This is a genomic window from Sphaerisporangium sp. NPDC051017, assembly GCF_040683095.1.
Taxonomy (GTDB): domain Bacteria; phylum Actinomycetota; class Actinomycetes; order Streptosporangiales; family Streptosporangiaceae; genus Sphaerisporangium.
Genome location: NZ_JBFBCI010000020.1, coordinates 34,791 through 59,457, shown reverse-complemented (window position 1 = coordinate 59,457; position 24,667 = coordinate 34,791). Strand labels below are relative to the sequence as shown.

Genomic DNA, 24,667 nt, shown 5'->3' with positions numbered 1-24,667 from the left:
AGCTCGCTGCGCCGTCATGCTGAGCTTCGATGTGGACGGTCCCGCGGTCTGGATCGATGATGACGAGGAGGCGTGGTCGCGCCCGCGCACCTTCTCCCTCGGCACGTACGGACCACTGCGCGGCCTGCCGCGCACGCTCGACCTCCTCGACGAGTACCAGGTCCCTTCCACATTCTTCGTCCCCGGATGGGTGTGCGAGAACTGGTCGAGCCAGGTGAAGCAGATCGTCGACGCGGGCCATGAGCTCGGCCACCACGGCTACCTCCACGAGCTCTACATCCGCCGCACCCTGGACGAGATGCGTGAGATCATCGCCCGCAGCCAGGAGGCGTTCGCCGCCGTAGGCGGCCGGCCCGCGGTCGGCTTCCGCGGGCCGAGCGGCGACTTTCCCGACGGCAGCCACGCCATGCTCATCGACCTCGGGTTCTCCTACTCGAGCTCGATGCGCGGCGACGACCGCCCGTACCGGTGGGTCATCGACGGCGTGACGACCGACCTGGTCGAGATTCCCGCGCAGTGGGAGCTCGACGACTTCCCGGCGTTCGGGTACAACGACCGGCCCGTCGTACCCGAGGGCGGGGACCGGATCGCGAGCCTGGGCGACGTGCTGGACAACTGGAAGCGCGAGTTCGACGGCTACTACCGCGACGGCCTCTGCTACACGGTGATGATGCACCCGCAGCTGATGGGCAAGCCGTCGCGGATCGAGCTCATTCGTGAGCTGATCGAGCACATCCGAGCACATGATGACGTCTGGTTCGCCACCGGGGAGCAGATCGCCGACTGGTGGACGAGGAGCGGGCAGTGAGCATTGAGGCGAGAAGCACGGCTCCGGCGTGGCCGGATGATGCCCGGGTCGCCGTCGTCGTCACGGTCGATCACGATGCCGAGTGGTTCTGGCTCCGGCTCGATGAGTCGGTGGCACGGCGCGCGAAGACCAGATCGTTGGGGGAGTACGGTCCCCGCCGCGGTGTCCCGCGACTGCTGGACGCCTTGCGGACGGCAGAGGTGCCGTCGACGTGGTTCGTGACCGGCATCGTCGCCGAACGGCACCGGGCGTCGGTCGAGGCGGTGGCCGAGGCCGGCCACGAGATCGGTTCGCGCGGCTATGAGCTGGAGTCGTTCCACCAGCTCTCCCGCGACCAGCAGGCCGACGCGCTCGACCGGGGAGGCGCGGTGCTGGAACGTGTCCTGGGCGCACGTCCGCGGGGATTCCGTGGGTACGACGAAGTCGCGCCGGACACTTTCGAGCTGCTCCTGGAGCGTGGTTACCGGTGGACCTCTCTGCTGCGTGGGGACGACCGGCCGAGCTTTCTCGGCGGCACCTTCGACGCGCAGCGGTCGTTGGTGGACGTGCCCGCGCACTGGGAGCTCGCCGACATGCCGAACTTCGCGTTCAACTTCGCGCCCGCGATGCCCGCCGGCCAGAGCAGGATCGCGCCGTACGCTCGCGTGCTCGACGACTGGAAGCGCGAGTTCGACGCCTATCACAGGCACGGCGGTCTCTATGTCCTGACCCTCGACCCGCAGTCGATCGGCAAGCCCGGGCGGATCAGCATCCTGAACGAGCTGCTCGCACACATCCGCGGGGCGGGATCGGTGTGGTTCGCCACCGCCGGCCAGGTCGCCGAGTACTGGCGCACGGTCGCGACGACCAACGACGTGGGCGAGGGCGAAGTGATCCGCCGGCGCACCTTCCCCGGCAACGAATGAAGGCGGCACGGTTGTCTTACACCATCGCCGTCATCGAGGGCGACGGCATCGGGCCCGAGCTGGTGCGCGCCGCCACTCGTGTCATGGACGCGGCAGCCGCCGCGACGGGGGTGGAACTCGCCTACGAGTCGGTCCGCGCCGGCGCGGACCGCTTCCGGGAGACCGGCAGTGCGGTCACGCCGGCGGACATGAACCGTCTGCGCGAGGCCGACGGGATCCTCAAAGGTCCCGTCGGCCTGCCCGACGTCCGACACCCGGACGGCGCGGCCGTCACCGGCCTGCTGCCCCGCGAGGACGGCGGCCCCGGCGCGGCCGGGGTCCGCCACAGCGACGCCACCGGCGCCGAGCACGAGGTGCGGGCGGGCGCGGTGGTGCTGGCCGCGGGCGGGTTCGAGGCCGACCCGGAGCGGCGGGAACGCCACCTCGGCGCGGGCTGGTCGCGGGCGATCGTGCGGGGCACGCCCGCCAACACCGGCGAGGTGCTGGACATGGCGCTGGCCGTGGGCGTGGCGCCGTACGGCGACTGGGGTTCCTGCCACAGCGTCGCCTGGGACGCCGGCGCTCCGCCCGGCGGCGGCGACCGGGAGCTGACCAACCAGTACACCCGGCAGAGCTATCCCATCGGGATCGTGGTCAACCGCGAGGGCAGGCGCTTCGTGGACGAGGGCGCCGACTTCCGCAACTACACCTACGCCCGGTACGGCGCGGAGATCCTGCGCCAGCCCGGCGGCGTGGCCTTCCAGATCTTCGACGCGGCCACTAGGCCGCTGCTGCGCACCGAGGAGTACGACAGCCGGCCCATCACCGGCGCGGAGGCGGCGAGCCTGCCGGAGCTGGCGCGGGCGCTCGGGGTGGACCCCGAGGGCCTGGTGACCACCGTGAGCGAGTTCAACGCGGCCATCGACACCGTTCGCCCGTTCGATCCGGCGGTCAAGGACGGCCGCGCCTCCCGCACCGACCCGCCGAAGTCCAACTGGGCGGTGGCGCTGGAGACCCCGCCCTACTACGGGTACGCGGTCTCGTGCGGCATCACCTTCACCTTCGGCGGGCTGCGCATCGACGACTCCGGCCGCGCTCTGGACAGGGCCGGAGGCCCGGTGCCCGGCCTGTACGCGGCGGGCGAGTTGGTCGGCGGCCTGTTCTCCGGCAACTACCCCGGCGGCACCGGTCTGACCGCGGGCGCGGTCTTCGGCCGCGCGGCCGGCGCCACGGCCGCGAAGGAGGCATGAGCGACTACGAGGTCTACGCCATCCGGTACGCCCGCCGCGAGGCTTCACCGGGGGCCTTCCGACGTGATGGCGGCTTTCGCCGTGACATGTGGTCGCGCCGCCTCCAGCCAATCAGCCGGAACCCGCCGCGAACAGCCCCATTCGCGTTACCGGATCGGCCCCCGCGTCCCGCTACCTACCGTCGTCGGCGCGACCCCGCCCGCTGCGGCAGGAAGGGGCGGCACCGGGTGGACCTCAGCCGCTCTGGCAGACCGAGCAGTGGGTGAGGCCCTTCGCCTTCGCGTCGGCCTCCGACAGCGTTTCCAGGCCGTCGGACTCGAAGCCCTTGACCAAGGCGCAGGCGGAGCTGTGGTAGCGGCGGGTGCCGGGGATCACCTTGACGGTGCGGGAGCGGACCGCGCCGGCGGGAGATCCGCTCTTCTCCCCGTCCGGCTTCTTGTCCGGCTTCTCGGCGTCGCCGGTCCGGGCGGCGGGGTCCTTGTCGGCCGCGCCACCATCCGATGCCTTGGCACCGCCCGCCTCGCCTGCGGAAGCTCCGGCGCCGGACGCCTTCGGCTCACCGCTCTTCTTGCCGTCGCCGGACCGCCCGGTGGCGGACTCGGCGTCCGCGGGCTTCCCGGCGGATTCCCCGGTCTCGCCGGGCGCCGGACGGGTCGCGCTCTTCGCCCCGCTATCGCCGCCGCCGACCGGACCGCCGGGCTTGCGCGATGTGCCGGACGGGGACGCGGCGACCACGACCACCGGGTCGTCGTCCTCGTCGTCCTGCGCGGGCTTCTTGGGCGCCTCGTCGCGCACGGGCGGCTTCGGGGAATCGGACGAACGCTTGGACTCACCCGCAGGGCGAGACGCCGAGGTGGACGGTTCCGGGCGCTTGAACGCCTCGAACGGCGTGGACGCCTCCGGGACCTCGGGCGCCTTGAAAGAGATCAGTGGCGGCTCGGCCGGCTTGGACGCGGCGGTGGCCGAGCCACCGGGACGGGCGGACGCGGCGGCGTCCTTGCCGGAGCCAGAGCCGGTGCTGGTGCCGGTGCGCAGGGGGGAGGCCGGGAGGGGCTGCACGGGGCGGGTCTCGTCGGAGCGGTAGCCGCTGGATCCGGGCTTCGCCGTGGTGTCCGGCCTGTCGGCACCCGCGGACCGGTCCTCGGGCCGCGGCTTGTCCGTAGGGGCGGACCGATCATCGGGGCGCGGTGTGTCCGTGCCCGCCGGCCCGTCCTGGGACCGCGGCTTCTCCGCCGGAGCATCGGCCGGAGACGGGCGGTCGGCGCGCGGGGAGGCACCCGGAGACGCCGGCCTGCCGGTGGTGGACGGGCTCGCGCCGGCGGGGCGAGGCTCGGCCGCGGACCGGGAGCCGGTGACGGAGGTCCGGGAGTCGGCGGCCCGGGAATCAGTCGCGGAGGACCGGGAGTCGGAGGCGGTGGTCCGGGAGTCGGAGGCGGAGGACGCGCGGCCGGCGGCCACTTCGGGGTGCGGCGTCCGCTCGGGCGTGGTGCCGAGCGTCTGGCCGGGTAGGACCGGCGGGGCTTGGCCGAGGGCCGGTTGGGGGCTCTGGCCGGGCACGGAGCGCGGGATCGGGCCGGTGGTGCGCGGAGCCTGGCCGAGCGCCGGATGGGCCGCGGTCTCGGCGGAGCCGGATGCGGAGGTGGGCTTGACGCCCTCGGGGAAGCAGGTGGTGCAGGCGGAGAAGCCCTCGTCCCGGGCCTCTTCATAGGTGAGTTCGTCGGTCTCGCGCCCGGCGAGCTGGCGGCAGCCGGGCAGGTGGAACCGCTTGCGTCCGGGGACGACCAGGACGATCGCGTCGGGGGCGAGCCCGCCTCCCGCGCCCGCGACGGCCGGGACGCCCGCCGGCACGGTCGCGGGGAACGTACGCGACGAGGGCGACGCTGACCCCGGGTGGGCCACGTGCGTGGCCGCCGGGTGCGTCAGGTGCGGCGCCGCCATCGGGCGCGCGACGGGGGTAGCGGCCCCTCGCGGCGGGGCCATGGGGGAGGCCACCGCCCCGGGATGGGCCATCATGCCACCGGCGACTCCGGCTCCGACCGGGGACATCGGCGGGGTAGCCGCCGGTACGCCACCGGAGGGGAAGAGCTCATGGCGTCGCAGCAGGGCCCCGATCATCAGGAAGACCGCGGACAGCACGCTGACCACGATCGACCACATGACCAGGACCGCTGTTCCGGTCACAACGCCCGCGACCAGGAGGCCGAAGGCGAGGACGACCAGAATGGCGCTGAGGTAGATCAAAGGTGCTCCCAGTCACGGGCCGGCGAACGCTGACCCGCTACTTTAACGGCGATCGTTGTGAGGGCCGTCCACGCCCTGGAAGGCGCCGGAGTGCTGTGCGGGCTCGGGGCCGAACGGGTTGTTCTGGCCGCCGGGGATCTGCGGCTGGCCGCCAGGGGCGACGGCGTGGGACATCGGGGGGGACATCGGGGGGGACATGGCGGGGGCGCCGCCCACCTGCGCGCCGACGATGGGGAACGCGCCGCTGGCCTCGGCCGAGACGTTGAGCTCGGCGAGCTGGTTCTCCAGGTAGAGCTTCAGCCTGCTGCGGTACTCGCGCTCGAAGCTGCGCAGCTCGTCGACCTTGCGCTCGAGCTCGTCGCGGGTCTGCACCAGCGAGCCCATGGCCTGGCGGTGGCGCTCCTGGGCGTCGCGCTCCAGCGTCTCGGCGCGGGCGCGCGCGTCGCCGATGATCTGCTCGGCCTGGCGGCGGGCCTTGCCGAGGATCTCGTCGGCCTCGCGGCGGGCGCGGGTGACGGTCTCGTCCGCCTCGCGGCGGGCGTCGGCGATGGCCTGGTCGGCGGTCTGCTGCGCGAGGGCGAGCACGCGGGCCGCGGTGTCCATGTTGTCCTCGGCGGGGGGCATCCCCATGCCGACGGGCACCGGCTCGGGCCTGATCGGCTCGGGCGCCTTCATGGGCTCCGGCTGCGGCGGCATCATCATCTCGGGCTTCGGCTCGGCCACGGGGGCCGGCGCCATGCTCATGCCCATGCCCCCCGGCACCTTGCCCCGCAGGCACTCGGTGAGCTTCGCGCGAAGCTCCTCGTTCTCCTGGATGAGGCGGTCGAGCTCGGCCTCGACCTCGTCGAGGAAGGCGTCGACTTCCTCCTCGTCGTACCCGGGCCTGAGCCGGGTCGTACTGAACTGCTTGTTCCGCACATCAGCGGGCGTCAGCGGCATTTCGGTCTCCTTGGCGCGCTCGGAGTCTGTCCGGAGGACGGTACCCGATCAAAGCGCGGACACGATTTGGATCATGACCAAGACCACAATGAACAGCACTGTGAAGCTTAGGTCAAAGGCCACCGTACCCAACCGGAGGGGCGGAATGAAACGGCGGAGGAACTTGAGAGGCGGATCGGTGGCCGTGTAGATGGCCTCCGCGAGCACCAGGACGACACCGCGCGGGTGCCAGGAACGGGCGAACGCCTGAACCGTCTCGAAGATCATTCTGCCGATGAGCAGCACGAGATAGATCGACAGGACCGCGACCACGATCTCTTTAACGACTCCCACGGTCGCGCCCTGCCTCCGTTCCGCACTGCCCGCCTCGGTCGGGGTGGGCCTCTTGGGCCAAGCCGGTCGTGCTGGCCGCGTACGGCCGTGAACTGTCCATGGTGGAACTCTAGCTCTGGTTGAAGAACCCGCGTTCCGCGATTCGGGCCTTGTCCTCGGCGGTCACCTCGACATTGGCTGGGGACAACAGGAACACCTTGTTGGTAACACGTTCAATGCTTCCATGTAGGCCAAAGACCAGACCTGCCGCGAAATCAACAAGCCGCTTCGCGTCGCTGTCGACCATTTCGGTCAAGTTCATGATGACGGGAGTGCCCTCGCGGAAGTGCTCGCCGATCGTGCGCGCCTCGTTGTACGTACGCGGGTGAAGGGTGGTGATCCGCGCCAGATCGGTCGTACGCCTCTCGGCGACCGCGGCCCCCGCCCTGGGTGCCGGGACCGGCGCCTCGACCTCCTCCGGGCCGTCTTGGGGCGTTCCAAGGCCGCGCTCGTCGCCCCGCCGCCGGTCGACGTAGTCGTCGGGATAATCGTCGTCCTCGGCGTAGTTACCATAATCCGGGTAGCGGTCGTCCTCCACGAGACCGAGGTAGACCGCCATCTTGCGCATCGCGCCGGCCATCGCTACGTCGTCCTCCTGCTCATGGTCGCCGTACCCAGCAACCTAAGGCACCGCTGTCGACCTCTGCTCGGATAGATGGACATCAAGGTCCACTCGGGGGGACATTACCTGACGAAGGGCTTCCGGCGACCGAGCAACGCCGTACCGACACGCACGTGTGTCGCTCCGTGTGCGATCGCCTCCGCCAGGTCGGCGCTCATGCCGGCCGAAATGACCGCGGCGCCCGGATGGTCGCCTCTCAGGGCGGACGAAAGCTCCCGCAGCCGCGCGAAGGCGGGGCCCGGCTCGGCGCCGAGCGGGGCGACGGCCATGACCCCACCGAGGACGAGCCCGGGCGCCTCCGCGATCGCCTCCGCCAGCGCCGGAAGGCCCGCCGAGACGACCCCTCCCCTGGCCGGGTCGTCGTCGAGCGCGACCTGGACCAGGCAGACCACCTCGCGCCCGGCCCTGACGGCCTCCCGGGAGAGCGCCTCGGCCAGGCGCGGCCGGTCCACCGAGTGGACCACGTCGGCGTAGGAGACCACGGACCTGGCCTTGTTGGTCTGAAGCTGGCCGACGAAGTGCCAGGTCAGCGGCAGCCCGGAGCATTCGGCCGCCTTGGGCGCGGCCTCCTGGTCGCGGTTCTCGCCGACGTCGCGCACGCCGAGCTCGGTGAGAATGGTCACATCGGAGGCGGGGTAGGTCTTGGTGACCGCCACGAGCGTGATCTCGCGGCGAGCGCGGCCGGCCGCCTCGCAGGCGGCGGTGATCCGGCGCTCGACCTCGGCGAGGCCCGCCGCGATCTCGTCGCGTCGCGTCTTCAGGGTGTCGTTCACGTGGGGGTCCGCGTCACTTCGGGCCTTCGGCGGCGTACAGGTGGTCGGGATCAGCGTACGGGCCCGGCACGCGGCGCTCCCAGGCGCCCTCGGACGGCCCCGCGACCGCCGCCCGCGCGGCCGGCACGCGCCGGCGCCCCCGTACGGGGCGGGCGCGTGCCGCCGTTCACTTGAGGAAGTCGGGAACGTCCAGCTCTTCCTCCTGCTCCTCGAAGACCACCGGACGGCGCCGGCCGGGCTCGGAGACGCGGGAGGTGATGGGCGTGGGCAACTCGGGCGCCGGCCTCGGGATCGACACCGGCCCCTGCTGCTCGGCCTGCGGCTGCGCCTCGGCCACGGTCTCCCGGACGAACGGGGTCACCAGAGAGGGCGCGGGCTCGGGGGCCGGAGCGGGCTCGGGCACGGGCGCGACCGGCACCGGGGCGGGCTGGTGCTGCTGGTGCGCCGGGTGGGCGACCGGCGCGGGCTGGACGTGCGACGTGGGCGCGGGGTGCGCGGCCGGCAGGGGACGGATCGGCGCGGGACGCTCGGCCCGGGGCTGCTCGGCCCGCTGCGCCGGCGGAGGCGGTGTGGCGGCGCGCCCGGCCGGGGCCGGGGCGGGCGACACGGGCGCGGCCGGGCGCGAGGGCGTCTGGGTGCGGGCCATGGGCTGGGCGGCCGGCTTCTCCGGGACCGGTTCGTCGAACCCGGCGGCGATCACCGTCACGCGGACCTCGTCGCCGAGCGCGTCGTCGATCACCGTGCCGAAGATGATGTTGGCGTCCATCGCCGCGGCGTTGGACACGAGCTGGGCCGCCTCGTTGATCTCGAACAGGCCGAGGTCGGACCCGCCGGCGATCGAGAGCAGCACGCCGTGCGCGCCGTCGATGCTGGCCTCCAGCAGGGGGCTGGAGACGGCCATCTCGGCCGCGGCCACCGACCGGTCGTCGCCGCGGGCGTGGCCGATGCCCATGAGCGCCGAACCGGCGCCGGACATGACCGACTTCACGTCCGCGAAGTCCAGGTTGATCAGGCCGGGGGTGGTGATCAGGTCGGTGATGCCCTGGACACCGGACAGCAGGACCTGGTCGGCCGCCTTGAACGCGTCCAGCACGCTGACCTGGCGGTCGGAGATCGACAGCAGGCGGTCGTTAGGGATGACGATCAGGGTGTCGACCTCGTCGCGCAGGGTCTCGATGCCGGCCTCGGCCTGCATCGCCCGGCGCCGTCCCTCGAAGCTGAAGGGACGGGTCACCACGCCGATGGTGAGGGCCCCGAGGGAGCGGGCGATGTTCGCCACCACGGGCGCGCCGCCGGTGCCGGTGCCGCCGCCCTCGCCCGCCGTGACGAAGACCATGTCGGCCCCCTTGAGGACCTCCTCGATCTCCTCACGGTGGTCCTCGGCGGCCTTGCGGCCGACCTCGGGGTTGGCCCCCGCGCCGAGGCCGCGGGTGAGCTCGCGCCCCACGTCCAGCTTGACGTCGGCGTCACTCATCAGCAGCGCCTGGGCGTCGGTGTTGATGGCGATGAACTCGACGCCCTTGAGACCCTCCTCGATCATCCGGTTCACGGCGTTCACTCCGCCGCCGCCGATGCCGACGACCTTGATGACCGCGAGGTAGTTCTGCGGTGCTGCCACGACGAGGGGCCTTTCCGCTCGTTTACTTGCATTACGTGAGGCCCGAATCGGTGCCGGACCTTCTTGTTAACTCTCACCCTCAAGTTGAGATTTAGAGTTATGTCAACCTGAGGAATGATACGGACAGTAGGGTTGCCCGTCCCCCAGGGTCAACTCACCGCGCCGCAAGCTCGCCCGGCGTGTTGCCGCCTGTCCCTTTCGCTCCTGCCGGTCCCCACCCGGCGGCAGGACATTTCACTTCACCGTCACGACGTCCGGAGAACTCACGTCATAACGGTCGGCGGGGCGTCGCAGCAGCGTGAGCGCGATGCGCGCCTTGTCGCGGGTGCGCTCCGCCCCACCCCACATGATCGTACGGCCGTCGGACAACCGGAGCGAAACATCGTCGGCGGATGTCGCGCGGACCGTCTGGACCATGCGCCCCAGATCGCCCGGAAGACCGGCGACGATCTTGAGCCCCGCCATGGTGGCCGGGTCGTCCGCGGCGAAGCGGTCGACGCTCAGCGTGGGCAGCCCGAGCGGTGCGATCCGCCCGGTCTCGATGACCACCCCGTGCCGGTCGACCACCGCCGACGCGCCGCCCTGGAGGACGACCGCCACCGGCCTGCGCTCGGCCACCCGGACCACCAGCGTGTCCGGCCAGTTGCGCTCGACGCTCACCGATTCGACCCACCGCAGCGCGGCGATCCGGCCCCGGACCGCGTCCAGGTCGACCGTGGCCATCGGCAGGCGGTCGGGCACCGCGGCGGCCCGGCGAACCTCCTCGTCGGAGACCGCCGTGTTGCCGGAGACCGCGATGTGGCGCACACCGAGGACGGGCGAGAAGAACACCAGCCACGCCGCCGCCCCCACCACCCCGCACGCGAGCAGGACGGCGAAGGCCGTGCGCCAGGCCCGGCGGCTCACCGCGCGGCGAGCTCTGCGACGATGTGGGGGCCGAGCTCGGTGACGTCGCCGGCGCCCATGGTGAGCACGACGTCGCCCGGGCGCGCGCGGTCGGCGACCAGCCCTGGCACCGCGGCGCGGTCGGGCGCGTAGACCACCCGCTCGGCCGGCAGCCGCACCTTGCCCGCCACCAGCGCGCCGGACACCCCCGGCTCCGGATCCTCGCGGGCGCCGTATACGTCCAGGACGACGGCCTCGTCGGCCAACCCGAGCGCCGCGCCGAACTCGTCGGCGAAGAAGCGCGTGCGCGAGTAGAGGTGCGGCTGGAACACCGCGATGACCCGCCCGGAGGGCCCGGAGAACGACGCGACGACGTCGCGCGCGGCGCGAAGGTCGGCGGCGAGCTCGGTCGGGTGGTGGGCGTAGCTGTCGAAGACCGCGACCCCGGCCGCCTCGCCCTTGGCCTCGAAGCGGCGCTTGGCGCCGGTGAACGCGGCGAGCCCCTCGCGGAACTCGTCGAACGGCACGCCGAGCTCCTCGGCCACGGCCAGGGCGGCCGTGGCGTTCAGGGCGTTGTGGCGGCCAGGCACCGACAGCCTGACCTCGCCCTTGCCCTCGACGCGGAATGCGACGCCGAAACCGTCGGGGACGATGCCCTCGACGCGCAGGTCTGCGCCCTCGGACTCGCCGTAGGTGCGCACCCGAAGGCCCCGGGCGCGGGCGTGCGGCACGAGCGCCGCGGCCCCCGGGTCGTCGGCGCAGAGCACCAGGGTGGAGTCGATGCGCTCGACGAAGCGTGCGAAGCCGTCGTACACGGCCTGCGGGTCACCGTAATTGTCCAGATGGTCGGGCTCGACGTTGGTCACCACCGCGACCTCCGGCGCCAGCATCAGGAACGAGCCGTCGCTCTCGTCGGCCTCGGCCACGAACACGTCCCCCGCGCCCTCGTCGGCGCCGAGGCCGGTGGTCACGAGCTGGCCGCCCACGCAGTACGACGGGTCGCGGCCGCACTTCTGCAGGGCGACGGTGAGCATCGAGGTGGTGGTGGTCTTGCCGTGGGTGCCGGCGACCGCGATGCCGGTGCGCCCGACCATCACCGCCGCCAGGGCCGCGGCCCTCGGGATGACCCGCAGCCCCTGGCGCAGCGCCTCGCCGAGCTCGGGGTTGGAGTCGCGGATCGCGGTGGACACCACGACGGTGTCGACGTTCTTGATGTAGGACGCGGCGTGGCCGACGTGGACGGTGGCGCCGAGGTCGCGCAGCTCGGTGATCATCGCGGAGCTGCGCGCGTCGCTGCCGGAGACCTTCACGCCCCGCTTGAGCAGGATGCGCGCGATGCCCGACATGCCCGCGCCGCCGATGCCGATGAAGTGGACGCGGCCCAGCTCCTCGGCGGCGACCGGAGGAACCGGCTTGATCAGGCTCATCGGCGGCCTCCCGCGGCCGCGACGGCGAGGACCTTCTGGGCGAGCACGGTGTCGGCGTCCTTACGGCCCATGCGGGACGCCGCGGCCGACATGGCGACGACCCGCTCGGGGTCGCGCAGGATGGGCAGCACGTTGCGGATGATCCACTCGGTGGTCAGGTCGGCGTTGTCGACCATGATGCCTCCCCCGGCCTCGACGATCGGCGCGGCGTTGAGCTTCTGCTCGCCGTTGCCGTGCGGCAGCGGGACGAACGCGGCGGGCAGGCCCACGGCCGTCAGCTCGGCGCAGGTCATCGCGCCGCTGCGGCACAGCACGAAGTCGGCGGCGGCGTAGGCGAGGTCCATGCGGTCGATGTAGGGCAGCACGACGTACTGCGGGTCGCCGGGCGGGGGCTGCTCGATGATCTCGTTCTTGGGGCCCACCACGTGGACGACCTGGACGCCCGCCTGGCGCAAGGCCGGGGCGGCGGCGAGGGCGGCCTCGTTGAGCGCCTGGGCGCCCTGCGAGCCGCCGAACACCAGCAGGGTCGGCCGGTCGCTCTCGAGCCCGAAGTAGGACCGCGCCTTGTCGCCCATGGACAGCCGGTCGAGCGCGACGATGTCGCGGCGCAGCGGGATGCCGACGTACTCGGCGTGCGGCAGCGAGGCGTCGGGATGGCCCGTGAAGACGTGGTCGGTGAGCCGGGCGCCGAGCCGGTTGGCGAGCCCGGGGCGCGGGTTGGCCTCGTGCACGACGATCGGCACGCCGCGACGCCGGGCGCCAAGATAGGCGGGCGTGGCGACGTACCCCCCGAAACCGACCAGGACGTCGGCCTGGACGCGGTCCAGGATGCCGGCGGCGGCGTTGATCGCCCCGGCCAGCCTTCCCGGCACCGTCAGCAGCTGCGGCGTGATGGCGCGCGGCAGCGGGACCGCGGGCACCAGCGCCAGCTCGTACCCCCGCGCGGGGACCAGCCTCGTCTCCAGCCCGCGCTCGGTGCCGAGGCAGGTGACCCCGATGGAGGGGTCGTACCTGCGCAACGCGTCGGCGAGCGCCAGAGCGGGTTCGATGTGTCCGGCGGTACCGCCGCCCGCGAGGACCACCCTCATGTCGGTCCTTTCACTCCACGTGCCTCGATGTCGGCCGGAGACGCCCCGGACGGCGTCCCCCCGCCGCCGGGCGACCCAGGCCAAGCCAGCTTAGAGCCCGCGCCGCCGGGCCGGGGCCACGCGCCGCGAGTGCGGCAGCCGCGCCCGGTTCTCGTTTGGCGAACGACAACAACATGCCAAGCGCGGCAAGCGTGGGCAACAGTGCCGAACCACCGTACGACACCAGGGGCAGCGGAATGCCCGTGATGGGCAAAGCGCCGATCACCGCGCCGATGTTGACGATCGCCTGCCCGGCGATCCAGGCGACGGCGGCGGAGGCCGCCAAGCGGATGAACGGGTCCTTCACCCGGGAGGCCACGCGCAGGCCCGCGTACCCGAGCAGCCCGAACAGGGCCACCACGACCAGCGTGCCCATGAGGCCGAGCTCCTCGCCGATGATGGAGAAGATGAAGTCGCTCTCGGCGTGCGGCACCCACATCCACTTCTGGCGGCCGCTGCCGAGGCCGAGGCCGAACCAGCCGCCCGACCCCAGGGCGATCTGCCCCTGGGCGGCCTGGTAGCCCGAGGTCTGGGCGTTGCCCCAGACGTCCAGCCAGCCCTTGATGCGCGCGGACCGGTAACCCTCTACACTGATCATGATCACGGTGGCCAGCGTGGCGACGGTCATGATGCCGCCGAACAGCCGCAGCGGCGCGCCCACCACCCACAGCAGCGCCAGGAAGACCAGCATGAGCACCAGCGTGGTGCCGAGGTCGCTTCCCATGAGGACCAGCACGGCGAGGATCGCGGTGCCGGGCATGAGCGGGATCAGTAGCTGGCGCCACTCGATCAGCCCGCCCTTGGCCTTGCGGGCCAGCAGGTCGGCGCCCCACAGCACCAGGCCGAGCTTGGCGGGCTCGGAGGGCTGGAGGGTCAGCCCGCCGATGTAGATCCACCGCTGGCCGCCCAGCTCGGACTCGCCGATGAAGATCACCATGATGAGCCCGATGATCGAGATCGCCATGAGAGGGTAGGCGGCGAGGCGGAAGAACCGGTGGGGCAGCCGCGAGCAGACCCACATCACCGGCAGGCCGATCGCGACCGACAGCGACTGCTTGAGGAACCAGTAGAACGGGTTGCCGGTCTTCTGCAGCGCCTCGACGCTGGAGGCCGACAGCACCATCATCAGGCCGAGCGCCAGCAGCAGCCCGGTGCAGGCGAGCACCAGATAGTAGGACGTCAGGGGGCGGTTCAGCAGCTCCCCCAGCGCCGCCAACCGGCCGTGCGCCCGCGCGACCCGCGCGCGCGGACCCGCCGCCGCGGTGGTCCCGGCGGTGGTCTCGGAGGTCGTCCCGGAGGCGGTTCCCGTCGTCTCGGTGGTCACGAGCCGGCCATGCGGCGTACGGCCCGCGCGAACGCCTCCCCACGGGCGCCGTAGTCGGCGAACATGTCCAGGGACGCCCCGGCGGGCGCCAGCAGCACGGTGTCCCCGGGGGAGGCCAGCCGGGCGGCCTCGGTCACGACACGGTCCATGACCCCAGTGTCTTGCCCCTCGACCTCGGCGACCGGAACATTCGCCGCGTGTCGCGCCAGAGCCTCGCGAATTATCCCTCGGTCGGTTCCGAGGAGGACGGCCCCGCGCAGACGTCCCGCCGCGCGCCGCACCAGGTCGTCGACGTCTGCGCCCTTCAGCAGGCCGCCCGCGACCCAGACGATCGAGGGGTAGGCGGCCAGGGACGCGGCTGCGGCGTGCGGGTTGGTGGCCTTGGAGTCGTCCACGTAGTCGACCTCGGCCACGCGCGCGACGTGCGCGACGCGGTGCGGGTCCGGAACATGGTCGAGCAGGCCCTGGCGAACGGCTCCGGCCGGCACCCCGTGGGCGCGGGCCAGGGCCGCCGCGGCCAGGGCGTTGGCGACGTTGTGCGGGGCGAACGGGCGCACGTCCGCCAGCGTCGCGAGCTCCTCGGCCGTGCCGGCGGGGTCGCCGACGAAGGCGCGGTCCACCAGCAGGTCCTCCACGACGCCGAGACACCCGCGCGGGGGGACGTCGAGGGTGAACCCGACGGCCCCTTCGTACGGCGCCGCCAGGCGGGCCGTCAGCGGGTCGTCGGCGTTGTAGACGACCACCCCGGCGCGCTCGAATACGCGGCCCTTGGCGCGGGCGTACTCCTCCATCGACCCGTGCCAGTCGAGGTGGTCCTCGGCGACGTTCAGGACGGCCGCGGCGGCGGGGGCCAGGGTCGAGGACCAGTGGAGCTGGAAGCTGGACAGCTCGACGGCCAGCACGTCGTGGGGCTTCTCGACGGCCTCGACGATGGGCGTGCCGACGTTGCCCACGGCCACGGCGTCGTGCCCGGCCGCGACCAGCATCGCGGTGAGCATGCGCACGGCGGTGGTCTTGCCGTTGGTGCCGGTCAGGGCCAGCCACGGGGCGGCGCCCGGGGGCCGCCGCCGCCAGGCCAGCTCGACCTCGCCGATCACCTCGACGCCCCTGGCCGCCGCCTCCACCAGGAGCGGGTGGTCGGGGCGCCAGCCCGGGGAGGTCACGACCAGCGACGTCTCCGGTGGCAGCCCGCCGCCGAACCGCACCTCCACGCCGAGGGGGGCCAGTTCGGCCGCCGCGGCGCGCTGCCGCTCTCCGTCCCGTCCCTCGGCCACGACGACCCTGTGACCGTCCCGGGCGAGACGCCGCGCCGCGGCGACCCCGGACACGCCCAGGCCGGCGACGAGAACGTTCCCGACGTCCATGGCCATCAGCTCCCCTCCGTCCCCCCGGCTCGCGCGAACGACGTCAGCGCGGCGAACGCGGCGAACGCGGCGAACGCGGCGAACGCGGCGAACACCGTCATGCCTTCGGCATCCATTCGACGTAGAAGAGGCCGAGGCCGGCGGCGGCGCAGAGGACGGCGATCAGCCAGAAGCGGACGACGATGGTGGTCTCGGCCCAGCCCGCCAGCTCGAAGTGGTGCTGGAGGGGGGCCATGCGGAAGACGCGTTTGCCGGTCATCTTGAAGAAGCCCACCTGGATGATCACCGAGGCGGTGATGATGCAGCACAGGCCTGCGAGGATGAACAGCAGGATCTGCGTGCGCGTGGTGATCGCCAGCCCGGCGAGGACGCCGCCGAGCGCGAGCGAGCCGGTGTCGCCCATGAAGATCTTCGCCGGCGGGGCGTTCCACCACAGGAAGCCGACCAGCGCGCCGAGGACGGCCGCGGCGACGACCGCCAGGTCCAGCGGGTCGCGGACCCAGTAGCAGTTCGGGCCGAGCTGGTTGAGGCAGCTGTTGCGCAGCTGCCAGTTGCCGATCAGCACGTACGCGGCCAGCACCACCCCGGTCGCGCCGCTGGCGAGGCCGTCGAGGCCGTCGGTGAGGTTCACCGCGTTCGAGAAGCCCACGATCATGATGAGGACCCAGATCGTGAACAGCACGATGCCGATCGACGGCCCGAAGTCGCGCAGGAAGGACACGCGGGTCTCGGCGGGGGTGATCGAGTACGCGTTGGGGAACCGGACGACCAGCACGGCGAAGACCGCGCCGACGATGAGCTGGCCGAGGGCCTTGGCGCCGCTGCGCAGGCCGAGGCTGCGCTGCTTGTAGATCTTGATGAAGTCGTCGAGGAAGCCGACCGTCGCCAGGCCCGTCATGAGGAAGAGCACGAGCACCGCGGACGCCGTCGGCGGCGTCAAGGTGGCGAGGTGGGAGCAGGCGAAGCCGATCAGCGCGGCGATCACGAAGACGGTGCCGCCCATGGTGGGGGTGCCGCGCTTCTCCTGGTGGCCGGACGGGCCCTCCTCGCGGATGTTCTGGCCGTAGCCCCTGCGGCTGAAGAGCCTGATCGCCAGGGGGGTGCCGAGCATGGACAGGATCAGCGCCACGCCCGCGGCGACGAGAATCTCCCTCATCGGGCCTCACCCCCCGCGGCCTCGTCCTTGGGGGCCTCGGAGGCCCGTAGCAGCGTCTCGGCGACCCGCTCAAGGCCGACGGCGCGCGGCCCCTTGACCAGGACGACGTCCCCGGGCCGAAGCAGTGCGGAGAGCTCGGCTGCGGCCTCGGCCGGGCCGGGGACGTGAACGGCGGGCGCCCCCTTGGCGCCCGCCAGCACGGGCCAGGGATGCTCCCCCACCACCCACAGCCCGGTGAGCCCGGCCCCGGCGGCGACGCGGCCGACCTCCTCGTTGAGCGCGTCGGCGTCCTCGCCGAGCTCGCGCAGGGAGGCGACCACGGCGAATCGGCGGCGGTTCTCGCCGAGCCTGCCGAGGGCGTCGAAGGCGGCGCGCATGGACTCGGGGTTGGCGTTGTAGGCGTCGTTGATCACGGTCACGCCGTCGGGGCGCTCGGTGACCTCCATGCGCCAGCGGCTGCGCGGCTCGGCGCCCGAGAGGTGCTCGGCGATGGTGGCCACGGGCAGGCCGAGCTCGTAGGCCGCCGCGGCGGCGGCCAGGGCGTTCTCGACCGCGTGGGCGCCGTACAGGCGCAGGCGGACGGCGGCGCCGCCGGAGGGGGTGACGAGTGTGAAGCCCGCCCTGCCGCGCTCGTCCAGGGTCTCGTCCACGGCCCGGACCTCGGCCTCGGCCGAGCGGCCGAACCAGCGGACCCGCGCCTCGGTGCGCCCGGCCATGGCGGCGACGTTGGGGTCGTCGGCGTTGAGCACGGCGACGCCGCCGCGGGGCAGCGCCTCGACGAGCTCTCCCTTGGCCTTGGCGATCTGCTCGCGCCCGCCGAACACGCCGAGGTGGGCGCTGCCGACGTTCAGCACGACGCCGATCTTCGGCGGGGCGACGCCGGCCAGGTAGGCGATGTGGCCCATCTCGCGGGCGCTCAGCTCCAGCACGAGGAAGCGGGTGTCCTCGTCGGCGCGCAGGACGGTGAGCGGGTGGCCGATCTCGTTGTTGTAGGACCCGATGGGGGCGACCGTGGGGCCGATCAGCGCGGTGAGCCCGCCCAGAAGGTCCTTGGTGGTGGTCTTACCCGCCGACCCGGTGACCCCGATGACGGTCACGCGCGGCAGCTCGGCGACCACCCCGGCCGCGAGCCGCGCCAGCGCGGCGACGACGTCGGCGACGATCACCGAGGGCGCGTCCACGGGCCTGCTCGCCAGCACGGCCACCGCGCCGGACCGGTGGGCCTGGGCGGCGTAGTCGTGCCCGTCCGCCCTCGTGCCCTTGACTGCGGCGAACAGCGAGCCGGGCCCGGCGCCGCGCGAGTCGATCACAACCGGCCCGCGGACCACGGCGCGGGGATCGGCCATGCCCGTGAGGGCACCCGAGGTCATCTCGGCGATCCTTGCCAGCGGCAACGGGATCATTCGTTATCCCTACTCTCCATACAAGCTTGTTCGTGCCTACGCGGGGGGCCGGCGTCGCGCCCCGGCCGGCGGGCCCGGGACGCCTCGCGCCTCAGCCTCGCACAACACCGCCGGTCACGTTCGCTCACGTCTGCCGATCGCCTCCGCGACCACTTGCCTGTCGTCGAACGGCAGCACCTCGCCGGCGACGTACTGACCCTGCTCGTGGCCCTTGCCCGCCACGACCACCACGTCGCCCGGCCGCGCGCGGCCGATGGCGAGGTCGATCGCGCGGGCGCGGTCCGGCTCCATGATCACATGAGCGCGGTCCCGCTCGGGCACGGTCAGGACGCCTTGCAGCATCTCGCCGAGAATGCGCAGCGGATCCTCCGAGCGAGGGTTGTCGCTCGTCAGGATCGCCACGTCGGCCAGCCGGGCCGCGGCCTCGCCCATCATCGGGCGTTTGCCGCGGTCGCGGTCGCCGCCGCAGCCGAGGACGATGATCAGGCTGCCCGAGGTGACCTCGCGCAGCGCCCCGAGCACCGACTCGACGGCGCCCGGCTTGTGCGAGTAGTCGACGATCGCCTGGAAGCCCTGCGCGCCCGGCACGCGCTCCATGCGGCCGGGGACCCCGGTGACCGTCCCGGCGCCGTGCACGGCCACCTGGAGGGGCACTCCGGCCTCCACGAGGGTGACCAGCGCGCCGAGGGTGTTGGCGACGTTGAACGGGCCCGGCAGGGCCACCGACACGTCGGCCTCGACGCCGCCCGGGCCGATCACGCGGAAGGTGCTGCCGTCGGCGCCCAGGCGGACGTCGCGGGCCACCCAGTCGGCCTCGGGGGCGCCCTGGGCCGAGAACGTCGTGACCGGGATCTTGGACAGCCCCACCAGCTCGCGGCCGTGCGGGTCGTCGATGTTGACGACTCCGGCGCGCGCCAGCTCGGGCGTGAACAGCCGGACCTTGGTCATGAAGTAGTCGTCGAGGTCACGGTGGAAGTCCAGGTGGTCCTGGGAGAGGTTCGTGAACAGCGCGACGTCGTAGTGCGCGCCGTCGACCCGCCCGAGGGCCAGGGCGTGGCTGGACACCTCCATGGCCGCCGCGGTGACGCCCTGCTCGCGCATGAGCGCGAACAGGCCCTGCAGGTCGCTGGCCTCGGGGGTCGTCAGCGTGGGCGTGAAGCACAGGTCGCCGACGTGGATCTCGACGCCGCCGACCAGGCCGGTGCGGTGCCCGGCGGCCCGGAGCCCGCCCTCCAGCAGGAAGGTGGTGGTGGACTTGCCGCTGGTGCCGGTCACACCGAGCAGCAGCAGCTTCTCGGAGGGGCGCTCGTACACCCACGCGGCGACCCTGCCGAGCACCGCCCGCGGGTCGGGGACCACGAGCACGGGCAGGCCGGACGCGACGGCGTCGCGCTCCCCCGCCGGGTCGGTGAGGACGGCGGCGCCTCCGGCCTCGGCGGCGGCGCGGGCGAAGGCGGCGCCGTGCACGCTGGCGCCGGGCATCGCGACGTACAGGTCGCCCTGCCGCACCTGGCGGGAGTCGATGGTGATGCCGGTGACGGCGGCGAGCGGCGCTCGGGGGCCTGCCGCGGGCGCGCCGAGCATGGCCGCCAGCCCGGAGAGGGGGCGGACCTGGCCGGCCGCGGGTCGCATGGACGGGGGACGCACGGGCGTGAGCGTACCTTCCCCGTCACCCGTCGGTGCTCAAGCGCACCGACGGGGCGGTCGTACCGGTAGGCGGGATCTTGCGGGTCTTCAACGCGAACGTCATGACTTCCTTGAACACGGGCGCGGCGATTTCCCCGCCGAAGTGGCCGTTCTTGGGCGCCTGTACGACGGCCAGGGCCACCAGACGCGGCGCGTCGGCGGGAGTGAACCCCACAAAGGTAGCGGTATAACCGCAATACCCTCGGCAGTTCTCGTCGTATCGCATCGCGGTGCCGGTTTTACCCGCCACGCGGTATCCCTTGATGGCCGCCAGCGACCCGGTGCTGCCGTCGGCGTTCACGGCGGCCTCCAGCATGCGCGAGATGTCCGTGGCCGTGCGCGCGCTGATGACGCGGGTCCGCTTGCCGGGAGGCGCCGGCACGAGCCGGCCGTGGCCGTCGACGGTGCCCGCGACGATCTGCGGGGTGATCCGCACCCCGCCGTTGGCGATCGTCTGGTAGACGCTGGCCATCTGCAGGGCCGTCACCGACACGCCCTGGCCGAAGGCGATCGTGCAGCGCTGGCTGCCCGACCACGTCTCGCGCTTGGGCAGCAGCCCGGCCTCCTCGCCGTAGAACCCGCCGCCGGTCCTGGCGCCGAAGCCGAAGCTCTTCAGCATGTTGTACAGCGCCTGGTCGCCGACCTTCTCGGCGGCCATCAGGGTGCCCACGTTGCTGGACTCGGCCATGATGCCGGTGAACGTCAGATGCTCGGGGCCGTGCGGGTGGGCGTCGCTGAGCAGGCGGTCGGCGCACTGGTACTTGTCCTTGACCTCGAACACCGTCTCGGGCCGCACCGCGCCGGCCTCCAGGGCGGCGGCGGCCGTGATGACCTTGTTGGTGCTGCCCGGCTCGAAGATCTCCGACACCGCGCGGTTGCCGAGGTCGGCGGGCGGGAGGGACTCCCACTTGTTCAGGTTCACCTCGGGGGCGTTGGCCATGGCGACCACCTGGCCCGTGGGCACGTCCATGACGATGACGCTGCCGCTGCGGGCCCCGGACTCCTTGACCTGCCGGGCGATGGCCTGCTGCGCGGCCCACTGGACGTCGCGGTCGATGGTCAGCCGCACGCCTTTCCCGGCGACCGGCTCCTCCCGCGTGGTGCGGGTCATGGGGATGCGCTGGCCGGCGGCGCCCTTCTCGATGGTCTGGCTGCCGTCCTTGCCGCCGAGCAGCTTGTCGTAGGTCTGCTCGATGCCGGCCAGGCCGCCGCCCTCGTCGCCGACGAAGCCCACCACGCCGCCGGCCAGGTCGTTCCCGGGGTAGAGCCGCTGGTACTGCGGCTTCGCGAACAGCCCGGGGATCTTCTTGCCGCCGATCTTCAGTTCCAGGACGGTCTTGGCGACGCCGATCGACACGTCGCGGGCGAGCAGCGCGTACTGCGTCTTGGCCAGGGCGAGCTTGGCGGCGATGTCCTCCTTGGGGACGCCGAGGTAGGGCGCGAGGAGGGCGGCGACCTGCTCGCGCTGCCCGGCCGGCACCATGCTCGGGTCCGCCACGATCTCGCGGGCCTCGACGGTGACGGCGAGCTCGTCGCCGTTGATGTCGGTGATCGACCCGCGGCGGGCGGGCAGCGGCTCCTCGCGCACTCTGTTCGAGGCGGCCTTGGCCTGGAACACCTTGGAGTCGAGCCCCTGGAGCTGGAGGAGCCGCCCGGCGAACAGCGACAGCACGACCGCTATGCCCATCAGGCCGACGTTGATGCGCCGGACCGGGTTGCCGAGGCGCAGCGGCGCGACGGGGCGCGGCGCCCACGAACGCCAGGGCGCAGGTCTCGGCGGACCGTACGAGCCCTCGCCGAGACCTCTGGCCGGGCCCCCGGGACCGCGAGCGCCTGGCGGGACGCGCCTCGGCGCGTCGCCGCCGGGTCCCCTGCGGCGCGGTTCGCCGTCCGGCCCGCGGCGGCGGGGGTCGCCGTCCTGGCCGTGCGGAGGCTCGCCCGGGGGGCGGCGCGGGCCCTGGCCCTTGCCGACCACGCGGCGCGGCGCGGGGACGGTGGTCTCGGCGCGCCTGTCGCCCGGGACGTCCGGCCGCGCTGGACGCCCGCCCTCACCGGGCCGTCCCTGGCGCCCGTCGCCCGGCCGTTCCTTACGGGTGGCGTCCTCCCCGGGACGGCCGGAGGCCCCGGAACGTCCCTGACCGCCCGGGCGTCCGTCGCCGTCGGGCCGCCCTGGACGTCCGTCGCCCTCGGGACGCCCCGAGTCGTCGGGGCGTCCGGGACCGCCCGGCGAGCCGCGCCGCGGGCCGCCGGGACCGCCCCGGCCGCTCCCGGAACCACCACGACCGCCGCGTCCGGCTCCGGACCCGCCGGGACCTCCGCGGCCGGGCCCCGGGGGACGGCCGCCGCCTTCTCTCACTGACCCGCGACCCCCGCCTGCGACGGCGCGCCCTGACCGTCGGTGACGGTCAGGGTCTCGGGCGCGGAATTGTCCGGCTTGAGGCCAAGCTCACGGGCCTTGCGGGCGATCTCACCGGACTGCGAGCCGCTCAGGAGCTGCTTCTTCTTGTCCTGCGCCTGCTGGTGCAGCTCGCGGGTGCTGTCGCGCAGGTCGCTCACGCGGAAGGAGTCCTGTGCGAGGACGGTGTTGAGCAGCAGCAGCGACACCAGGCCGCCGCACAGCAGCCCGACGATGAGCAACACGAACGGAGCGCGCGGCGCGTGGCGCGCGGGACGGCGCGCGGGTGCCTGCGCGGTACCCGCGGCCGGCGCGGGACCGGTGGCGGGGCGCGGGCGCGCCGGAGCGGGCCGGCGCGGGACGCGGGCGGGACGCGGCGGCGCGGCCACACCCCGGGCGGCGCGCTGCGCGCGCACGGGCCTGTCGCCGACCGCGGTCGCCGTGGTGCCGCCGCCGGTGTACTCCTCGTTGTCCATGCTCATTCCGGCTCCCGGATTCTCTCTGCGGCCCGCAATCTGGCCGAGGCCGCGCGGGGGTTGCGCGCGGTCTCGGCCTCGTCTGGAACCTCCGCCCCTCTGGTGACCGGGCGGAATCTCGGCTGGTGGGCCGGCAGGGGGACGGGCAGCCCCGGAGGGCTGGTGTCCTTGGCCCGCTCGGCGATGATGTGCTTGCTCAGGCGGTCCTCGAGCGAGTGGTACGACAGCACGACCACCCGGCCTCCGACCACCAGCGCGTCGAGGGCCTGCGGGAGCGCCCGCTCGAAGGCGGTCAGCTCCCCGTTCACCTCGATGCGCAGTGCCTGGAACGTTCTTTTCGCGGGGTTGCCGCCGGTGCGGCGGGTCGCGGCGGGGATCGCCTCGCGGACGATCTCGGCCAGCCGCTTGGTGGAGGCGATGGGCTCGGCGGCGCGCTCCCTGGCGATGAACCGCGCGACGCGGGACGCGAAGCGCTCCTCGCCGTAGTCCCGCAGGATGCGGGTCAGCTCCCCCTCGGAGTAGGTGTTCACCACGATGTGCGCCGTGAGCTCCTGATCGGTGTCCATGCGCATGTCGAGCGGGGCGTCGTAGGAGTACGCGAACCCGCGCCCGGCCTCGTCGAGTTGCGGGGAGGAGACGCCGAGGTCGAACAGCACCCCGTTCACCCGCGGGCGGCCCTCGCGCGCGAGCACCTCGGCGAGCTCGTCGGAGACGGCCCGTACCAGCGTGGTGCGGGCGGCGTAGGGCGCGAGGCGCTCGGTGGACCGCTCGATGGCGACCGGATCGCGGTCGATGCCGATCAGGTGCAGGCCCGGGTGCGCGGCGAGAAGGGCCTCGGCGTGCCCGCCCAGGCCCAGGTTGGCGTCGACCAGCACGGCGCCGGGCGCGTCCAGCGCCGGAGCCAGCAGTTCGAGCACGCGGCGGAGCATCACCGGTACGTGTCCGCCCGGCTCGCCGTGATTCTCGAGATGCATGATCAAACCCCCTCTGCCGCCATGGGCGTGTCCGAGATCCCCGTGGACGTGCCCCTGCTCGCGGATGTGCGGCCTTGTGCCGTCGTCTCGCCGATGGACTCACCCACCCCGGTGACGGCTCGTCCGGCCAGGTCCCCATCCGCGTCCCCTGTCGACGCGCCGCCACCTGACACCGGGGAAGGTGCATCAGCTGACGGCCGCGCCGTGGCGCCCGGGACCGGCCCGGCGCCTCGGGAGCGGGTGGAGACCTCGCCGAACGACGTCTTTCACCGACGAGTCGACCTTTGTCAAAGGACCCCTGGCAGCACCTCCTCCGACAGCTCGGAGAACGCCTGCTCTTGGGCGGCCAGGTAGGTCTCCCAGGCCGCGGCGTCCCAGATCTCCAGCCGGGTGTTGGCGCCGATGACGGTGCAGTCCCGGTGAAGGCCCGCGTACTCGCGCAGGCTCTGGGGAATGGTGATCCGCCCCTGTTTGTCGGGCGTCTCGTCGGAAGCACCGGCGAAGAAGACGCGACTGTAATCGCGGACGGCCTTGGCTGTCACGGGCGCGGTGCGCAGCGCCTCGGTGATGCGCTGGAACTCCTCCACGGGAAACACGTAGAGGCACCGCTCCTGGCCCTTGGTGATCACAAGACCCTCCGCCAGCTCCTCACGGTACTTCGCCGGCAGGAACAGTCGTCCTTTCTCATCCAGACGCGGGTGATGAGTGCCGAGGAACACCGGCCCCACCTCCCGTGCCACATGGAACGACTGACGCCATGGCCCCAGCCCTTCCACTGCGCACCACCATACTCCACTTCTCCCCACCGTCAACTGATCGAAACAAGTTCCAGACGTCGATTCGCCGACGTTTTCCCAGGTCAGCGAGGGTGGAGCGAAGTGGAGCGCCCTGAGCCCGCGCCCGCGCGCACGGCGTGTCGGAATCGTCCCCTTGACACCGCTCC

Annotated in this window: 22 protein-coding genes; 4 read left to right on the top strand and 18 right to left on the bottom strand. The window is 72.9% G+C overall.

All coding sequences use genetic code 11. The annotated features are described in order from the left end of the window. The first annotated feature begins 16 nt into the window (after positions 1-16). Genes AB0M95_RS18260 through AB0M95_RS18250 form a run of 3 tightly spaced genes read left to right on the top strand, consistent with a single transcriptional unit; the run spans position 17 to position 2,942 of the window. Positions 17-808, top strand: coding sequence for a polysaccharide deacetylase (locus AB0M95_RS18260; RefSeq protein ID WP_363765595.1), 792 nt, complete (start codon positions 17-19; stop codon positions 806-808). Further along, complete coding sequence (locus tag AB0M95_RS18255) at positions 805-1,713, top strand: polysaccharide deacetylase (protein ID WP_363765593.1); 909 nt, start codon at positions 805-807, stop codon at positions 1,711-1,713. The genes AB0M95_RS18260 and AB0M95_RS18255 overlap by 4 nt, the downstream gene beginning before the upstream one ends. Before the next feature lie 11 nt (positions 1,714-1,724). Next, positions 1,725-2,942 carry an isocitrate/isopropylmalate family dehydrogenase gene (locus AB0M95_RS18250; RefSeq protein WP_363765590.1) on the top strand — a complete coding sequence of 406 codons (1,218 nt, stop codon included), beginning with the start codon at positions 1,725-1,727 and terminating at the stop codon, positions 2,940-2,942. A gap of 234 nt (positions 2,943-3,176) precedes the next feature. On the opposite strand, the gene AB0M95_RS18245 is transcribed toward AB0M95_RS18250, so the two are convergent. The 15 genes from AB0M95_RS18245 to AB0M95_RS18175 all read right to left on the bottom strand — a co-directional run bounded on the left by AB0M95_RS18245 (position 3,177) and on the right by AB0M95_RS18175 (position 21,566). After that, positions 3,177-5,183: a hypothetical protein gene (locus AB0M95_RS18245; RefSeq protein WP_363765587.1), complete on the bottom strand. Its 2,007-nt coding sequence runs from the start codon at positions 5,181-5,183 to the stop codon at positions 3,177-3,179. A gap of 42 nt (positions 5,184-5,225) precedes the next feature. Then, positions 5,226-6,122 (bottom strand): DivIVA domain-containing protein, encoded by an 897-nt coding sequence (locus tag AB0M95_RS18240; protein WP_363765584.1) that lies wholly within the window; start codon positions 6,120-6,122, stop codon positions 5,226-5,228. A gap of 48 nt (positions 6,123-6,170) precedes the next feature. After that, positions 6,171-6,455, bottom strand: a complete 285-nt coding sequence (locus AB0M95_RS18235) for a YggT family protein (protein ID WP_358513703.1) — start codon at positions 6,453-6,455, stop codon at positions 6,171-6,173. Positions 6,456-6,564: 109 nt separating this feature from the next. Beyond that, on the bottom strand, positions 6,565-7,074 hold the full coding sequence (gene sepF, locus AB0M95_RS18230) for a cell division protein SepF (RefSeq protein ID WP_358513701.1): 510 nt from the start codon (positions 7,072-7,074) through the stop codon (positions 6,565-6,567). 104 nt (positions 7,075-7,178) lie between these two features. Continuing rightward, positions 7,179-7,889 (bottom strand): YggS family pyridoxal phosphate-dependent enzyme, encoded by a 711-nt coding sequence (locus tag AB0M95_RS18225; RefSeq protein ID WP_363765581.1) that lies wholly within the window; start codon positions 7,887-7,889, stop codon positions 7,179-7,181. Between the two features lie 166 nt (positions 7,890-8,055). Further along, complete coding sequence (ftsZ, locus tag AB0M95_RS18220; RefSeq protein WP_363765578.1) at positions 8,056-9,507, bottom strand: cell division protein FtsZ; 1,452 nt, start codon at positions 9,505-9,507, stop codon at positions 8,056-8,058. Between the two features lie 234 nt (positions 9,508-9,741). Further along, positions 9,742-10,413 (bottom strand): FtsQ-type POTRA domain-containing protein, encoded by a 672-nt coding sequence (locus AB0M95_RS18215; protein ID WP_363765576.1) that lies wholly within the window; start codon positions 10,411-10,413, stop codon positions 9,742-9,744. Then, the gene (gene murC / locus AB0M95_RS18210) at positions 10,410-11,819 is read right to left on the bottom strand and encodes a UDP-N-acetylmuramate--L-alanine ligase (RefSeq protein ID WP_363765573.1); all 1,410 of its coding nucleotides are present in this window, start codon (positions 11,817-11,819) and stop codon (positions 10,410-10,412) included. Before murC ends, AB0M95_RS18215 begins: the two co-directional genes overlap by 4 nt. Beyond that, on the bottom strand, positions 11,816-12,907 hold the full coding sequence (gene murG, locus AB0M95_RS18205) for an undecaprenyldiphospho-muramoylpentapeptide beta-N-acetylglucosaminyltransferase (protein ID WP_358513691.1): 1,092 nt from the start codon (positions 12,905-12,907) through the stop codon (positions 11,816-11,818). The genes murC and murG overlap by 4 nt, the downstream gene beginning before the upstream one ends. 10 nt (positions 12,908-12,917) lie before the next feature. After that, positions 12,918-14,162, bottom strand: coding sequence for a putative lipid II flippase FtsW (ftsW, locus tag AB0M95_RS18200; protein WP_363765740.1), 1,245 nt, complete (start codon positions 14,160-14,162; stop codon positions 12,918-12,920). A 104-nt stretch (positions 14,163-14,266) separates the two neighbouring features. Further along, the gene (gene murD / locus AB0M95_RS18195) at positions 14,267-15,640 is read right to left on the bottom strand and encodes a UDP-N-acetylmuramoyl-L-alanine--D-glutamate ligase (RefSeq protein ID WP_363765570.1); all 1,374 of its coding nucleotides are present in this window, start codon (positions 15,638-15,640) and stop codon (positions 14,267-14,269) included. 91 nt (positions 15,641-15,731) lie between these two features. Further along, a complete protein-coding gene (gene mraY / locus AB0M95_RS18190; protein ID WP_363765565.1) occupies positions 15,732-16,790 on the bottom strand; it encodes a phospho-N-acetylmuramoyl-pentapeptide-transferase in 1,059 nt (352 codons plus the stop codon). Continuing rightward, on the bottom strand, positions 16,787-18,193 hold the full coding sequence (gene murF / locus AB0M95_RS18185) for a UDP-N-acetylmuramoyl-tripeptide--D-alanyl-D-alanine ligase (RefSeq protein WP_363765562.1): 1,407 nt from the start codon (positions 18,191-18,193) through the stop codon (positions 16,787-16,789). Before murF ends, mraY begins: the two co-directional genes overlap by 4 nt. Positions 18,194-18,307: 114 nt before the next feature. Next, positions 18,308-19,825, bottom strand: coding sequence for a UDP-N-acetylmuramoyl-L-alanyl-D-glutamate--2,6-diaminopimelate ligase (locus AB0M95_RS18180; protein ID WP_363765737.1), 1,518 nt, complete (start codon positions 19,823-19,825; stop codon positions 18,308-18,310). Positions 19,826-19,862: 37 nt separating this feature from the next. Continuing rightward, positions 19,863-21,566, bottom strand: coding sequence for a penicillin-binding protein 2 (locus AB0M95_RS18175; RefSeq protein WP_363765559.1), 1,704 nt, complete (start codon positions 21,564-21,566; stop codon positions 19,863-19,865). A 237-nt stretch (positions 21,567-21,803) separates the two neighbouring features. Here AB0M95_RS18175 and AB0M95_RS18170 point away from each other — a divergent pair, with 237 nt between their 5' ends. Continuing rightward, positions 21,804-22,238 (top strand): hypothetical protein, encoded by a 435-nt coding sequence (locus AB0M95_RS18170; protein ID WP_363765556.1) that lies wholly within the window; start codon positions 21,804-21,806, stop codon positions 22,236-22,238. Here the strand turns inward: AB0M95_RS18170 and AB0M95_RS18165 are convergent. From AB0M95_RS18165 to mraZ, 3 genes are all read right to left on the bottom strand, one after another. After that, complete coding sequence (locus tag AB0M95_RS18165) at positions 22,232-22,756, bottom strand: hypothetical protein (protein ID WP_363765553.1); 525 nt, start codon at positions 22,754-22,756, stop codon at positions 22,232-22,234. The genes AB0M95_RS18170 and AB0M95_RS18165 overlap by 7 nt on opposite strands. Further along, positions 22,753-23,724 (bottom strand): 16S rRNA (cytosine(1402)-N(4))-methyltransferase RsmH, encoded by a 972-nt coding sequence (rsmH, locus tag AB0M95_RS18160; protein ID WP_363765550.1) that lies wholly within the window; start codon positions 23,722-23,724, stop codon positions 22,753-22,755. The genes AB0M95_RS18165 and rsmH overlap by 4 nt, the downstream gene beginning before the upstream one ends. Before the next feature lie 287 nt (positions 23,725-24,011). Next, positions 24,012-24,443 carry a division/cell wall cluster transcriptional repressor MraZ gene (mraZ, locus tag AB0M95_RS18155; protein WP_363765547.1) on the bottom strand — a complete coding sequence of 144 codons (432 nt, stop codon included), beginning with the start codon at positions 24,441-24,443 and terminating at the stop codon, positions 24,012-24,014. Positions 24,444-24,667: the final 224 nt, after the last annotated feature.